This is a genomic window from Vibrio algarum (assembly GCF_028204155.1).
Lineage (GTDB): Bacteria > Pseudomonadota > Gammaproteobacteria > Enterobacterales > Vibrionaceae > Vibrio > Vibrio algarum.
Window position 1 is genome coordinate 2,110,643 of record NZ_JAQLOI010000001.1, and the last position, 14,189, is coordinate 2,124,831.

Annotated in this window: 10 protein-coding genes and 3 pseudogenes; 6 read left to right on the top strand and 7 right to left on the bottom strand. The window is 39.5% G+C overall.

What is annotated here, in order from left to right; all coding sequences use genetic code 11:
* Positions 1–79: 79 nt before the first annotated feature.
* Positions 80–1,339 carry a DUF945 family protein gene (locus PGX00_RS09955; protein WP_272135763.1) on the bottom strand — a complete coding sequence of 420 codons (1,260 nt, stop codon included), beginning with the start codon at positions 1,337–1,339 and terminating at the stop codon, positions 80–82.
* Between the two features lie 172 nt (positions 1,340–1,511).
* Between PGX00_RS09955 and PGX00_RS09960 the strand changes: the two genes are divergently transcribed.
* From PGX00_RS09960 to PGX00_RS09970, 3 genes are all read left to right on the top strand, one after another.
* Positions 1,512–3,473, top strand: a complete 1,962-nt coding sequence (locus tag PGX00_RS09960) for an ATP-binding protein (protein WP_272135766.1) — start codon at positions 1,512–1,514, stop codon at positions 3,471–3,473.
* Entirely contained in the window at positions 3,470–3,967 is a 498-nt protein-coding gene (locus PGX00_RS09965; protein WP_272135769.1) for a response regulator, read from the top strand. Before PGX00_RS09960 ends, PGX00_RS09965 begins: the two co-directional genes overlap by 4 nt.
* A 201-nt stretch (positions 3,968–4,168) precedes the next feature.
* Positions 4,169–4,714 (top strand): hypothetical protein, encoded by a 546-nt coding sequence (locus PGX00_RS09970; protein WP_272135771.1) that lies wholly within the window; start codon positions 4,169–4,171, stop codon positions 4,712–4,714.
* Positions 4,715–4,771: 57 nt separating this feature from the next.
* Here PGX00_RS09970 and PGX00_RS09975 read toward each other — a convergent pair whose 3' ends face one another.
* From PGX00_RS09975 to PGX00_RS10000, 6 genes and pseudogenes are all read right to left on the bottom strand, one after another.
* Complete coding sequence (locus PGX00_RS09975; protein ID WP_272135773.1) at positions 4,772–5,599, bottom strand: ABC transporter ATP-binding protein; 828 nt, start codon at positions 5,597–5,599, stop codon at positions 4,772–4,774.
* Between the two features lie 11 nt (positions 5,600–5,610).
* On the bottom strand, positions 5,611–6,459 hold the full coding sequence (locus PGX00_RS09980) for an ABC transporter ATP-binding protein (RefSeq protein WP_272135775.1): 849 nt from the start codon (positions 6,457–6,459) through the stop codon (positions 5,611–5,613).
* A gap of 33 nt (positions 6,460–6,492) precedes the next feature.
* The gene (locus tag PGX00_RS09985; RefSeq protein ID WP_272135777.1) at positions 6,493–8,325 is read right to left on the bottom strand and encodes an extracellular solute-binding protein; all 1,833 of its coding nucleotides are present in this window, start codon (positions 8,323–8,325) and stop codon (positions 6,493–6,495) included.
* Positions 8,326–8,350: 25 nt separating this feature from the next.
* Positions 8,351–9,397, bottom strand: coding sequence for an ABC transporter permease (locus PGX00_RS09990; RefSeq protein WP_272135779.1), 1,047 nt, complete (start codon positions 9,395–9,397; stop codon positions 8,351–8,353).
* A 1-nt stretch (position 9,398) separates the two neighbouring features.
* Positions 9,399–10,424, bottom strand: a complete 1,026-nt coding sequence (locus tag PGX00_RS09995; RefSeq protein WP_272135781.1) for an ABC transporter permease subunit — start codon at positions 10,422–10,424, stop codon at positions 9,399–9,401.
* A gap of 188 nt (positions 10,425–10,612) precedes the next feature.
* Positions 10,613–11,199 (bottom strand): annotated as a pseudogene (locus PGX00_RS10000) (TfoX/Sxy family DNA transformation protein).
* A 368-nt stretch (positions 11,200–11,567) separates the two neighbouring features.
* Here PGX00_RS10000 and PGX00_RS10005 point away from each other — a divergent pair.
* From PGX00_RS10005 to PGX00_RS10015, 3 genes and pseudogenes are all read left to right on the top strand, one after another.
* Positions 11,568–12,486, top strand: a pseudogene (locus PGX00_RS10005) (HDOD domain-containing protein).
* A gap of 23 nt (positions 12,487–12,509) precedes the next feature.
* Positions 12,510–13,413, top strand: a pseudogene (locus PGX00_RS10010) (lysine exporter LysO family protein).
* A gap of 154 nt (positions 13,414–13,567) precedes the next feature.
* Positions 13,568–14,080 carry a hypothetical protein gene (locus tag PGX00_RS10015; RefSeq protein ID WP_272135783.1) on the top strand — a complete coding sequence of 171 codons (513 nt, stop codon included), beginning with the start codon at positions 13,568–13,570 and terminating at the stop codon, positions 14,078–14,080.
* Positions 14,081–14,189 lie beyond the last annotated feature (109 nt).

A 14,189-nucleotide genomic window follows, 5' to 3' on the forward strand; every position in this document is an offset into this window, starting at 1 on the left:
AACAGAAAAAGCACAAAAAAGAGGTCTAATGACCTCTTTTAAATCAAAGCAAAGATTTTCTAAAATCTCAGCAGTTTCATCACATCATCATAGACATAAACATAGCAACCAACGGAATTTTTTGTCCGCTTGCAAACTCTAGGTTACCGTCCGAAATTGTTGCATCTATTGTGTAACCATCGTCGGTAGGCTGCATGATTTCCATAATCACCATTTCATCAATTCCTTCTTGAAGATAAGGATAAGTTTCTACTAAGCCATTCGATACATAGGAATTTAGATTGCCGGTTAAAACTGTAATCACTTTGCTAAAATCTTGAGACACACCGGTAGTTCCTTGTGGGACTTCCAATAACCATTTAGACGTAAATTGACCTGCTCCCAACGTTAAATCTAGATTATTTAAGGCAATTTGGAATCCTTGGTTAAATAATTTATCAATTAGTGGTAGAGATTGACCAAGTACCGTTTCATCTACAGTAGGATTAGATTGATACAATCCAACCAATCCCTCAAATGCAACTTTATCTAAATGACCTATCGAAAAATCAACATTTAGGTTATTCAACTCACCATCACTGGTAACAACATTCCCCGCTTTAACGATATGGTTTGTATCTAATCTCTCTCCAGTTTCATTGGTTGAAGAGCTAAACTTATAACTAAAATCTGTCGCACTGGTATGTACGCTGCCATCAGGAGATAACATGGCCGAATCCGTAATATTTACCTGCTGTTCACCATGCCAAAAACCATTTACTTTTTTTCCTTTAGCGTAACCGGTGATCGATGACACATTAATACTTTCGCCAGTATCAAAATGCACCTGTAGTGCCGGGAATTTAAACTCAAGATCTAGCTCACCTAATACGGTCGCACTCCCTGATATTTGAGAAGCCGCTAAGTACAAAGAAGTGCCGGAAGAGTCAGGAACGTCATAATTAACATTCTCAATATTTAAAGCAAACTCAGTATTACCATTCAGCTGCGTGATAGTGGTTAACGTTGCCGGTAATTCGTCGAAATCAATCAGATTGGTATCCGTGGCAACACGAATGAGACCGTGTTTTATATTATGCTTAAGTGTGAATTCTGTCGGTAAGCCATCAAGCAAAAATTGCTCTTTGAGAGCCGGGTCTTTGATTATGTACTTAGTGGATGCGACAGCGGACAGATAACCTCTATCATAATTGACCACCTCTGCTGACAATTCACTACTATTTAGTGAACCAATTGCATCTTTCAATACATTTTGAGCTATCTGGCCGACCGCTAGAGGCCAACAGGCGACCAAGACTAATGCGCCACCTATTGCTCCATATTTCTTCAACTGTTGCATGTTTTCACTTTTAATGGTTTTTAAAACATTTAGTCTAACTTACTTAACAATAAGTTAAAACCTTGAGTTAAATCAGGGTTTTCAATTGTTGCTCGCTAAGAATTTTACTCACCTCTCATCTCGAACAGTAGAAAGTTGTTACATTAGAAAATAAAATGTTAATGAGGTGACTGTGACTCCATACGTATTGCTCTACTTAGATAATGACCCTATATCTGTAGAAATGTTGAGAACTGAATTAGCCTCGCTCTCTACGCATTTCGATATCTGCTGTGTAGACTGCCCTGCAGAAGCACAACAAACATTAGAATTTATCCAAGAAAGAGGTCAATTTGTTGCAATGGCTATTGCTGCTTCAAGTCAATCTTTTGATGCAGCCGATTTTCTCGTCCAATTAGACCGGTTAGAACATACCCAAGATGCACGTAAGGTTCTGGTTAGCGATGGTGAAGATATTGAAACCATTCTTTTAGCCGTAAATGAAGGACGCTTAGATCATTGCCTCACTAAACCACTTAAAAAAGATGCCATCCTAGAAACAGCACAAAAAGAACTTACAACTTTTATACTAGGAATCCCTTCAGAAAACTGGCTTCATTACAGCACTGTATTGGATCAGTCCCGAATCTTAAGTGCCCATATAGAGAATAAGCTCGACTCATACCGCTCTGGTTTCATCCATGATTTCCATCGGTTAAGTGACTCTTATCTTGCTGATCAGTTTATTGGCGAACTATTGAAGTTATTCGCTGAAAAAGATGATTCTCGTGCATGCCGAACTTATTCTCCAGACCATTTATTAACCGTAGAAGGAGAACCAAATAAGTTCCTATGGTTCATCGTCGAAGGTGAAGTAGCTCTGTATAAAGCCGATGACCTTGCAATACAAAGAGAGGTTGTACGACATTCTAAAGGCAGCCTAGTCGGAGGAATGTCCTTTGTTACCGGTGAGTTATCGTTTTCAACGGCTATCACTTTAACGACCACAAAAGTAATCAAATTAGACAAAGATGTGTTTTCTGAAGTATTACATTCTAATAGTGAGTTACTGCCTCTATTTACCAACATCTTGCTTCGACATTTCAACAGGCGATTACAAAGAAGTATCAGTACAAAACTAGAATTGCAACGAACGTACGAGTCATTAGAAACGGCGCATCAACAGTTAATTGAAAGAGAAAAAATGGCGATGCTCGGTCAACTGGTTGCAGGCGTAGCACACGAGCTCAACAACCCAATAGCTGCAATACTTCGCGGTGCAGATACCCTAACATCTAAGATTGATGAACTGATACATTCTCCCCTACCAACGTCCCATCAGGAGCTTGGTGCCAACATATTGCGCGACTCCATGCAGTCTCGCCCAATGTCAACATCAGAAGTAAGACAACAAACCAAAAGTATTCTTGGCGCTATCGGTGATAAGCAACTGGCTAAAAAGGTTGTTCAGCTTAACTTGCATCAAGACTTAACTGAAATATTACAATTGGGTAAAGAGAGCAAAGATTTAGCGGGTACCGTTGCAGGGTTAGAAAAGTATTATGTCACCGGCTCGACACTTCGTTCCATTCAGGTATGCGCGAAACGTATAGCAGATATGGTTAAAAGCTTAAAGGGCTATGCAAGACAAGATAATGAAATCATGCATGTGGTTGACATTCATGAAGGTATTGAGGACACATTAGTCATTTTCGAAAATAGATTAAAACGACATACCGTTATTAAAGAATATCAGGACTTACCTAACATTCTCTGTTTAACCAATGCGATGCAACAAGTTTGGACCAACCTAGTATCAAATGCTATTGATGCCTTTCCCGACAATGGTTGCCTTAAGATATCCTCTGAACAAGAAATCAAAGACGATTTGTTGTATGCCAAGTTGACCTTCGAAGATAATGGTCACGGTATTCCTAAAGAGCAACAAGATAAAATATTTGAATTAAATTATACGACTAAAAAAGAAGGCAACTTTGGTCTCGGCATTGGGCTTTCTGTTTGTCATCAGATTTTAGCTCAGCATGGCGGCTGGATAGAGGTTGAATCTAGCCCGAACGAATACACTAAAATGATTGTATGGTTACCGTTTCAACCTGCAAATACTGTAGTGAATACTGATAAGGAAATACGATGAATAAATATCTCATTCTCTGTGTAGATGATGAACGCGAAGTATTAGATAGCGTAGTACAGGACCTATCCCAGTTTGAAGATGATTTTATTATTGAAGGGGCGGAGTCCGTAGCAGAAGCAAAAGAAGTAATACAAGAACATGCTGAGGAAGAGATTAAACTGGCTTTAATTCTGTGTGACCACATAATGCCAGAACAGACGGGTATTAGTTTTTTAATCGAATTAAACGAAGCCAAGGAAACCAAAGCAGCGAGAAAACTCTTGCTTACCGGGCAAGCCGATCTAGAAGCAACGGTAGAAGCGGTAAATAGCGCAAGCTTAGATTTTTACATTGCTAAACCATGGCATGGAAGCGAACTTGTCGATACTTTGACGCAACAATTAACCCAATACATGATCGAAAACGAGCCAGATCTAATGCCTTGGGGGCGAATACTCGATACAGAGAAAATATTTAATGCAATAGCAGACAAACGCAGTCAATTTGGTGAATAGATATCACACTTTAATTAGTTTTATGACTGGTTAATCATCATGCTATGTAAAATGGCATATTAATTGATTGCTTTTCAAGCAAGTATAGCGATATCGCCATTTTTTTGATGACGTGACGGACTTAAAACTATATCGTTATGAAAATAGTAAAGTAATTTGCTAATCTCGAATTAACTTGATGGACATAGGTTTACTTAAATTATGCGTAAAATACTTATCGTAGCAGGTCTTACACTTGCTTCTAGCTCTGCATTTGCAGCGACAGACCCAAACAGCCCTGCTGTAATGAGCAATTTTAACTACGACTATGTCGAAGCTCGTATCGGCATTGATCCAGTAACTTTTGGTGCAGCTTATAGCACATCGATCCATCCTAATGCACACGCTGTCGTGCGAGTTGATTCAGAATTTGAAAGTGATTATAACTTTGCTGCTGGTTTTGGTTTTCATGCGCCAGTTAATAACTGGGCAGACTTAACAGGTGAGATGCTTGTACGCGCCGTTGATACAAAGAAAACTAGTAGCGATTTAGGAATGGAAATTAACCTAGGCTTACGTCAGTGGATCGGTCCTCAATTAGAGCTTGGCGGTAAAATAGGTTACCTCGATATCAATGATGACAATGACATCATTGGTTCTGTTTACGCTCGTTTCCATTCAACCGAGCTATTTAGCATTGGTGTTGAAGGTAAAATCAATGACTTTTACGGCGATCAGTTAATGTTAACTACTCGCTTCAAAATGTAATAATCCCTTTAGTCGTTAACCATAAAACCGAGGTGCTGATAGGGCAACTCGGTTTTTTTATTCTTCTATCCTTCTATGTGGCTTGCGTTTTCTCTTGCTAGGATGAGAGACAGGAATTGCAGCAAGTAAGGTCTTAGTATATTCATCTTTAGGTGATGAAAAGATCTCCGACACTGTCCCATACTCAACGACCTTACCGAAATACATCACCGCTACGCGATCAGATACATGCCTTACTACGGATAAGTCGTGCGAAATAAAAATCATGGCTAAGTCCATTTCCTGTTGTAATTGAAGTAACAAATTCAATATCTGAGCTTGAACGGATACATCAAGCGCTGATACTGACTCATCACAAATCAACAACTTAGGTTTAAGCGCAATAGCTCTTGCAATCCCTATTCTTTGACGCTGCCCTCCCGAGAACTCATGAGGATAACGGTTAATAGATTCCTTGGATAAACCGACTTTTGCTAATAGCTCTTCAACCCATTGCCGACGCTCTTCTTTTGAGCCTATTCCGTGGATGATAAATGGTTCTTCAATAATCATTCCAACCGTATGCCTCTGATTTAATGATTCCAACGGATCTTGGAAAATAATTTGCATATCCTTGCGTAGGGGGCGCATCTGTTTTGTGCTGTAGCTCGTAATTTCTTCACCTTCGAAAAATATCTTACCCGCACTCGGTTTGTATAGTTTAAGTATTGAACGACCTAAGGTACTTTTACCACAACCAGATTCGCCAACCAGCCCTAAGGTCTCTCCTCTCGAAACATGAAGCGACACTCCATCCACGGCTTTTACAGTGTAACCTTTACGAAAAACACCACTACCAGAAGTAAAGTACTGTTTTAGGTTTTCTATCCGAATAACTTCTTGCATACATCCCACTCTTAATTATTGGGTAAAAAATCTACGTCGATCATCTGTTTAGGTGGATTATCAAGATTTGGCATTAACCTAAGTAACTTCTTTGTGTATGGGTGTTTTGGCGAATCAAACAGATCAAAAACATCGGCTTGTTCAACTATTTTGCCTTCATACATCACTGCGACATCATCGCAAATCTCGGCAACTACCCCAAGATCATGAGTGATAAATATCATCGCCATTCCTGTCTCTTCTTGGAGTTCATACATTAATTCTAATATTGACGATTGTACCGTGACATCTAGCGCCGTCGTAGGTTCATCACAGATCAGAATATCTGGCTTACAAGCCAGTGCCATAGCTATCATCACACGCTGTCTCATTCCTCCAGACAGGTTATGAGGGTATTCATTTAACCTCTTTTCAGGTTCTGGAATTCTTACTTTGTTGAGCATATCGATAGACAGCTTAATTCTCTGTTTTTTGTCTAATTCTTTTCTATGCAACTGAAGAACTTCATTTAATTGCGCTTTAATGGTTTGTACTGGGTTTAAAGCGGTCATGGGGTCTTGAAAAATAATCGAAATGTTATTTCCTCGCATCGCATACATTTGCTCTGGGGGAAGTTTTATTAAATCCGTACCTCTATACAAAATCTCCCCACGCGTAACGTTCCCGTAAGGTTTTGGTAGCAGGCCTAAAATAGACATCGAGGTGACACTTTTACCACAACCTGATTCACCTACGAGGCCAAGCGTACGTCCTTTTCTAACATCAAAATTCACACCATGAAGCACCTTTACGGTGCCATCGTCGGTGATAAATTCCGTTTCCAAATTTCGTACTTGTAAAATTATCTCGGCTTCTGCCATCAATTTAACCTCTTATAGCGCAGCTCTGGTTTGTTAAAACTTGTAGGTGTCGTTAATAATGGTAACAGGCTCATACGCTGTGCCTTTCTTCATCTCGGATAATGTCTCTTTCTTGGCATCCTGATCAATCCAATAAGTTCCTAGATCTGAAGGCGCTCCTGTACTAAACAGACTCTCTGTTTTTTTCGTCATAGGCTGCTCAGGAAATTTCATCCAACGCCAATGTGCACTACGTGTATATGGCACCATGTAACCCGGAATAATAATACTCGCATCATCGACTATTTTCTGAATAGTTCGAGAAAGATCTTCGCGTTTTTCTCGGCTAAATTCAGAACGAAACTCCATGATAAGTTTATCTAACTCAGGGGTACTGTAGTTGGTAAAATTATTTGTTTGTGGCTTATTTGCGTTCGCTGAATGCAAGTATTCCCAATAATGCGGCTGAGATCCGGACCCCATACCGTGGAAAGAAATTTCGTGTTTTTTCTCACTAACGTATTTAAACGCAGAGGAACCGTCTATAAGGTTCAACGTAAATTCTAAGCCTGCTAGCTTCGCCTGCTCCTTTAAATAAGCAAGTCTAGGTGTATGAAATCTCGCTGAATACGTAATAGCGAACGTCAGTTTTTCGCCTTTATCATTTACTCTAATACCATCTGGACCCATTTGGCTAAAACCAGCTTTATCAAAATATTCAGCTGCAAGTGCAGGCTCAAATTTAGGGGCTGTTATCGACTCATTGGTGAATTTTTCTTGGCCAACCCCCATTCCATTAGGCTGACGTGAATAATCACCGCGAAGTACATTTTCAATCATACCGTCAAAATCGGTAGCATGTGCAATACCTTTACGAACATTAATATCATCCAAATTAGGCTTTGCTGTATTGAGCCACATACCTCCGGCCCCTTGAGGTACTTGATTGAACCCCCAAAACTTTTGCACATACCCTTTTTGATAAATTTTTCCGTTAGATTTTTCATGCCATAGAGTAGGACGAACCAAGTGATAGGAATCTAAGTCACCTTTTTCAAAGTGTTTTCTCGCAATATCATCGTCTCTAATAACCTGAACTCTGATTTTTTCAACGTTATAGCGATTTTTATAGTAAGGGTTACTATATCCCCACCAATCTTCGCCGACATGTTTGAACGTTATAGAACGCCCTTTTTTGACCTTATCTATTGCATAAGCCCATGTAGTTGGCTCTGCTTTAAAGTTATATTTTTTGACAAAATTATCATCTACACCATCACTATTTTCATCCGTATCTGGCTTGTAGAAATGTTTTGGTCTTGGCGCCATATTGGTGCTCTCTAAAAGATCTTTTTTGTCTTTAGCTTCGGATAAAGTAACCGAAATAGTATATTGATCATATTTAACTACATCTTTTAAAACCGTTGTGTAATAGGTGTTATACCAAGGAGCAACGATATCTTTTGAGCGCATTAGGGTCAGTACATAAGTAAAATCATCTGCTGTTACAGGCTCACCATCAGACCACTTCGCTTTAGGGTTTAACCTAAAAAATACCGTTTTGTGGTCTTCGCTAAATGCCCATTCAGTAGCAAGATCTGGAATCCATTCATCCGTGTTTGGATGCTTGCTAACCAGCGCAGGATGCGCATCGAGCAACCAAGCTCGAAAAGAACCGTTGGCATCAGGCCCAACCGTTCGAAACGTTTGTGGAAAGCTGGAAATAGATGTACGAAACGTACCGCCAAACTCTGCCTTATCAGAAGCGAAAAGTGGCTCATCTACGTTGGTTTCCCACGTTAAGTTGGCTGGCAAAGGTTGATCTGCCCAACCAAAAAAAGAACAACCCGACAGAATCACCGCCGTTAGAGTTTTATTTATTCTCATATATACATCCTTGTGTACGTTACATTTAGCTGTATCGTGTAAATTTCTTTGGATCAAAAGCTGCGCGAACTGCTTCGCCGATAAATGTCACCATAACTAAGACTAAAACGATTGAAGTGACGACAGACATTACAATCCAAGGAGAATCCAGATTGGACTTACCTTGCTGCAACAATTCTCCCCATGAGGGGGTTGGAGGCATTAAACCGAGCCCTAAATAGTCCAACGCGGTCAGGGCCGTAATATTTCCTGCAATAGTAAACGGTGCTAACGTAACTATCATCACCATTGTATTCGGCAAAATATGCTTAAAAAGAATACGAGCGGTTGATGCACCTAATGCTCTAGCGGCCAGCACATATTCTCTTGCGGACTCTTTATAAGTCATCGTCCTCATGTACCAAGTCATGCCCATCCAACCAAACAGAACATTGATAAACACAAACAAAGTAAAAGTAGGTTGAATAATCGAAACCAATATCATAATAACGTACAAGAATGGCACCATAGACCAAACTTCGATCACTCGTTGAAAAATGAGGTCAAATTTTCCACCCCAAAAGCCCATCGCACAACCAACCGCAGTGCCTATTATGTATGAAATGACCATTGTGATTACAGCAAACCCCATCGCAATTCGAAAGCCATACACTAGGCGAGCCAAAATATCACGACCAATAATGTCTGTGCCCAAGTAGTGTTTGTTTTTTGCATCTGGTGCTGTAGGTGGATAGCCACTACTAAAATCTTGTTCGTATGGATTCCAAGGTATTATTGGTAAAAAGACGAAATCACCGCTCTCTTCTTCAGAAAATTTTTGTTTTAATTCTCTGTAGTTCGTCTCTGAAAGGTAATCGAGACCGTATTCAGTACCGGGTATCACATCTGACAATACGGGAAAGTAATATTCACCTTGATAACTCACGACCAGCGCTTTGCTGTTGACAAATAATTCCGCAATTATTGATAGCAACAAAAGAGTAGATAAAATAATAAATGACCAGTACCCACGTTTGATCTCTTTAAAACGTTTTATCTTTCTTTGAGTTAGAGGATCTATTTTAATTTTCATGTCATTGCCCAAACTTCACTCGTGGGTCGACAAGGGCGACGCACATATCTGAAAGAATATTACCGACCAAAAGCATCGTCGCATTTATGGCTACAATACCCATAACGACGGGATAGTCTCTCTCTACAATAGATTCATAACCAAGAAGTCCTATTCCGTTAATATCAAAAATAACCTCAATCAAGAAAGACCCTGTCATGAAAAATAGCAACGAATTTCCAAAGTGACTTGCTATTGGTATTAGGCTATTTCTCAATGCGTGTTTACGAACGGCTTGCCTAAATGGCAAACCCTTCGCTATCGCTGTTCGAATATAATCCGCTGACAAATTTTCCATCAGGTTATTTTTCATTGTCATCGTCAGCGTTGCGAAATCGCCAATCAGATAACAGATGAGTGGTAAAACTGCATGCCATAAAACATCTCGTGCTTGTTCATAAAACGTCTCATAATCATCAAAATCGTCACCAACAAACCCACCCATTGGAAACCATTCCAAATGGTAGGCAAACCAGGTAATCAAAAGCACACCGACGACATAACCAGGTAAGGCGTAACCGATAAAAATTGCAATCGAAGAGAGAGAGTCGAACACGGAACCGTGCTTAAGGGCTTTAAAATACCCCAATGGAATAGATATGAAATAAGCGATAAAAAATGTCATTCCACCATAAAACAACGAGACGGGTAATCGTTCAGCAATCATGTCTGTTACTGGCTCGTAATAGCGCGTTGACTCACCAAAGTCGAGAGACATTATCTTAGTGAGCCATTCCCAATACGCTTCTACAACTGGTTTATCTAGTCCATAAAAAGCGTTGAGTTGTGCGATCTGATCTTCAGAAAGTGCCGAGCTAGCGCCTACGTCATTACTGACTGCAGTTTCACTACTATTGAATTGGATACTAGAAAGAATTCGCTCAACTGGCCCACCAGGAACTAAGCGAGTAATAGCAAATATGAGGATAGTAATTCCTATAAAGGTCGGAATAACCAACATCATCCTACGTAAAAAATAATCGAACACTAAGTCTTGTTCTCCCAATCCATGGTTATTGGCAAATCTATAATTTTTCTATTTCATTATGCATACTTCCATTAATCATATAGTTAATGTTAGCTCTAGTTCCAGTAAAAGTGCTCTTTGTTATCAATAGAATGAAAAAAACCTAGCCATAACTAGGTTTTTAATCAATAAAAGCCTTAAACGTATAATTATGCTAAATTAGATGAACGCCTCAGCTCGTTTTTTGTTGTTTCCGTTAGCAGTTTCCAGTGGATACCTTCTACTGCACCTGCAAATTTCCATAACAGACTAATATCCGTCTTATCTCCGTATTTGCACTGAACTTTCCGATAAACCTCAACAGCACCGCATTCCATAAACGTATGTACATCTACTATACCGGATTTTTTTACCATTCTTTCTAAAGTCAATCTCATGTTAGGTAAATCTCGAAGTCGTCGACTATCTGCAGATTTTCGAGATAGCCGATCCTCAATTGATATATGGATAGACTGGTTAATCAGGCTATCTAGCTGTGTATGGTTTTGATTGAATAGTTTCGAAATATTGTAGTAATTAACTGTCACGACAGTTTGTTTTTTAACATGGCGGTATCGTTCGCACCCCAAAAACTAAGTTCCGAATCTAAAAGCTTCCCTCCCCTTAAATATAATGAGTCATCAGTGATAAGAACAAACATCGCATCTTCGAGAAATAACCCTATCCCTCCAAACATCGAGTGTTTTTGATAATCACCAAATTTTTTTGCGTAACTATAAAACTCTGAATTATTCATGTTTAACCTCATCATTTACAATTTTACGTATGCAAACATCAAGGCCTTCAAAGACGATGTGAATTTTTAAATGGTATAAACGTATTTATTAGAATAGGTACCGCCTTCATAATACTACGTCCAACTCTTGCTGGTTTAATTCTCAAGAGTCATCTAAGTATGATTAAGCTTGTTCTACGAGTAAGTTCACGCAAAGTCAGGTTTTTTGAACGCAATTAAAGATCTATTTATCTTTTACTGCATTTCCTCTTTTTAAAAGCCCACATCGGTAACGCTGTCCTTAATAATGATTCAATTATTTGAATATGTGGCTGGTAGAGAAGTGCAAGCGCATGTAAGATTAGTCTCAAGTAAACAGGACGAACTTCATGAATCATTTATCTTTTTTTGGCTACCTGAAAATAAGGCGGCCCTTTTAGACGGATTAGAATCTGAGTTTGCTCAATTGGTTGAGCAATCGATTCAAACCGGAAGAATTACCCTACCACCTATTCCCGAGGTGGTGCTTAAGATTCAACAATTAAGTTCACAAGAAGAAACTGGCGTATTCGATATCGCAGAATCGTTGATCGATGATCCTAGTTTGGCTGCGGTTGTGATACGCGTGGCAAATTCTGTTATCTTCAACAGACGAAATATTATCTGTACAGATATACAAACTGCCGTCTCCAGACTCGGCATCTACAGAGTTCGTGATATTGTTACTGCCCAATCAATAGAACAATTAAAACACAGCTCTAACCTTTCAAAACATTGCCAAAAAATATTGATTAACAGCGCTGCGACCTCGAGAGAACTTGCTGCAACAATGCTGCTTGTCACTCAAGAAATCCAGAGTTATCAACCCGATGATTACGACTATCTAGAGCCAGATAAAGCTCTGCTAGTGGGGTTACTCGCCGACATTGGACTTTTTTGTCTAGTGAGTGAATACCACTACTATTTAGACAACGGCAATTATTTAGATGAAAACTTAGCCATGCATATCTTTGAGTCTCGATGTCCAATCACTAGCGAGTTAGTCCTAAAACACTGGATGTTTGATAAAGACTTTCTTGAAGTCGCAACCAACAAAGAAAGTCAGACGGAAAAAAAGAGATCAGCTATTTAGATATTGCTCGAATCGCTCACCATTTACTCATGTTTAGAAAGCACGATGAAGCTATTGATGATCATCATGTAGAAATTAACATTGCAGGAGCACAAGCGATGTATGAATTGAGTAACCTCTCTACTAATGAATTTAACACTCGCATTGCGGATGTTATGAATGCGACAGGCCTATAGGCACAACTCACACAGGTTCTAACATGTTTTCAGGGATGATTTTTATCTTTGCTCCACTCGTTGTGGGGTACCTATTTTCTATATCCAATATAAAAATACTAGACCAAATCAACGTCTATACCGCGAGGCTGGTATACGTAATCCTCTTTCTGATGGGGCTTAGTTTAGCGGCATTAGATAATCTTGGTTCTAATTTACAAACGATTTTAAAGTACACATCAACCTTCTTTGTTTTGATGGCTATCTGCAATTTATTAGCGCTGCCATTAGTAGACAAACTACTTCCGCTCAAAACTGAACAGTCAAAAAAAGCTACCACTGTCATCTATGGCTATGGAATCTGTGAAGCTTATTTTGGTCGTAGGTTCTGGTTTGGTTATCGGTTTGTTGCTAAGCCTCGACCTAAGTTGGGTAGAAAGCGCCAGCGAATGGATATTGTTCTTTCTATTATTTCTTATAGGTGTTCAACTCAGAAACAGCGGCCTAACGCTCAAACAGATTTTACTCAATAAGCACGGAATGATCATCGCAGTGGTTATAGTCGTTACTTCTTGGATAGGAGGATTGCTCGCGGCTCTATGGTTAGAAATCCCACTCACTCGTGGATTAGCCATGGCCTCTGGTTTTGGATGGTATTCACTGTCAGGCATATTGATGGGCGATGCATTTGGCCCGGTATATGGTGGCGCATCTTTCATGATTGAATTATTAAGAGAACTCGTTGCATTAGTTATGATCCCCATGTTAATTCAGAGAAGGCCTTGTACGGCTATTGGCTATGCTGGGGCTACAGCAATGGATTTTACACTGCCAGTAATTCAAACATCAGGTGGTGTTCGTTGCGTGCCTATCGCTATTGTCAGCGGTTTTATTCTGAGCTTACTAGTACCCGTTTTTATGCTATTTTTCGTTTCACTAAGTGGCTAAACGAAAAATGTGATTACGAGCTCTCTTCTAAGCAGTTAATGAGATGTTACTTGTTGCTACATTAGTGTAAACTTTATTACTTAAGTTAAACCCGTTTATTCCCGCTAATTTTGCGGGTAATTTAATCGCCTAAGAACATGACGAAGGAACGTAAATGAAACGCTTTCTCATCGCAGCCCTATTATGTAGCGCCTCAACAATGTCTCACGCTGCCGATACACAATGCCTTTCAGGCAAATATGATGCATACATCGACGCATCTTTAACCTGGTATCAAGATCTTATTGAACTGACTACACAGCAATATCCGGATTTAGAAGAAGTTGGTGCTTGGTTCTACAATGGTCGTAAAAATCACTTCGAATTAAATAGAGGTGCGGTTCACTATTATCTTCAAGAAGATACTAGCAAAGTAGCAACTGAACAGCCGGTAGAAGCATGGTTACAACTAGAACAAATTGATATTAAAAACCTAGCTGGTCACGATGACGAATTAGGTAAATTGGCGGCGGAGAGCTTTAATGACAGACAGTCAAAACCTCATGCTAAGAATTATGAACTACGCTCAGCGTTTGCAGACTTGCTAAGTCATCCAAATAAAATTGATGCTGTACTGAGCAAATACAATCAAGCCATCACTGACGCCGAAGCCATTAAGTGCCTGTAATATAATCAATTAAAACTTAATGCATCATCTTTAACAATTGAGTTCTCATAATTAAAACGGGACATTGCTCCCGTTTTCGTTTAGATTGAGCCACTCAAAATAGTCAACA

Bases quoted from the DNA above. Each gene is read 5' to 3' on its own strand.
- PGX00_RS09955 (WP_272135763.1), bottom strand. From the start codon at position 1,339: ATGCAACAGTTGAAGAAATATGGAGCAATAGGTGGCGCATTAGTCTTG.
- PGX00_RS09965 (WP_272135769.1), top strand. From the start codon at position 3,470: ATGAATAAATATCTCATTCTCTGTGTAGATGATGAACGCGAAGTATTA.
- PGX00_RS09970 (WP_272135771.1), top strand. From the start codon at position 4,169: ATGCGTAAAATACTTATCGTAGCAGGTCTTACACTTGCTTCTAGCTCT.
- PGX00_RS09975 (WP_272135773.1), bottom strand. From the start codon at position 5,599: ATGCAAGAAGTTATTCGGATAGAAAACCTAAAACAGTACTTTACTTCT.
- PGX00_RS09980 (WP_272135775.1), bottom strand. From the start codon at position 6,459: ATGGCAGAAGCCGAGATAATTTTACAAGTACGAAATTTGGAAACGGAA.
- PGX00_RS09985 (WP_272135777.1), bottom strand. From the start codon at position 8,325: ATGAGAATAAATAAAACTCTAACGGCGGTGATTCTGTCGGGTTGTTCT.
- PGX00_RS09990 (WP_272135779.1), bottom strand. From the start codon at position 9,397: ATGAAAATTAAAATAGATCCTCTAACTCAAAGAAAGATAAAACGTTTT.
- PGX00_RS10015 (WP_272135783.1), top strand. From the start codon at position 13,568: ATGAAACGCTTTCTCATCGCAGCCCTATTATGTAGCGCCTCAACAATG.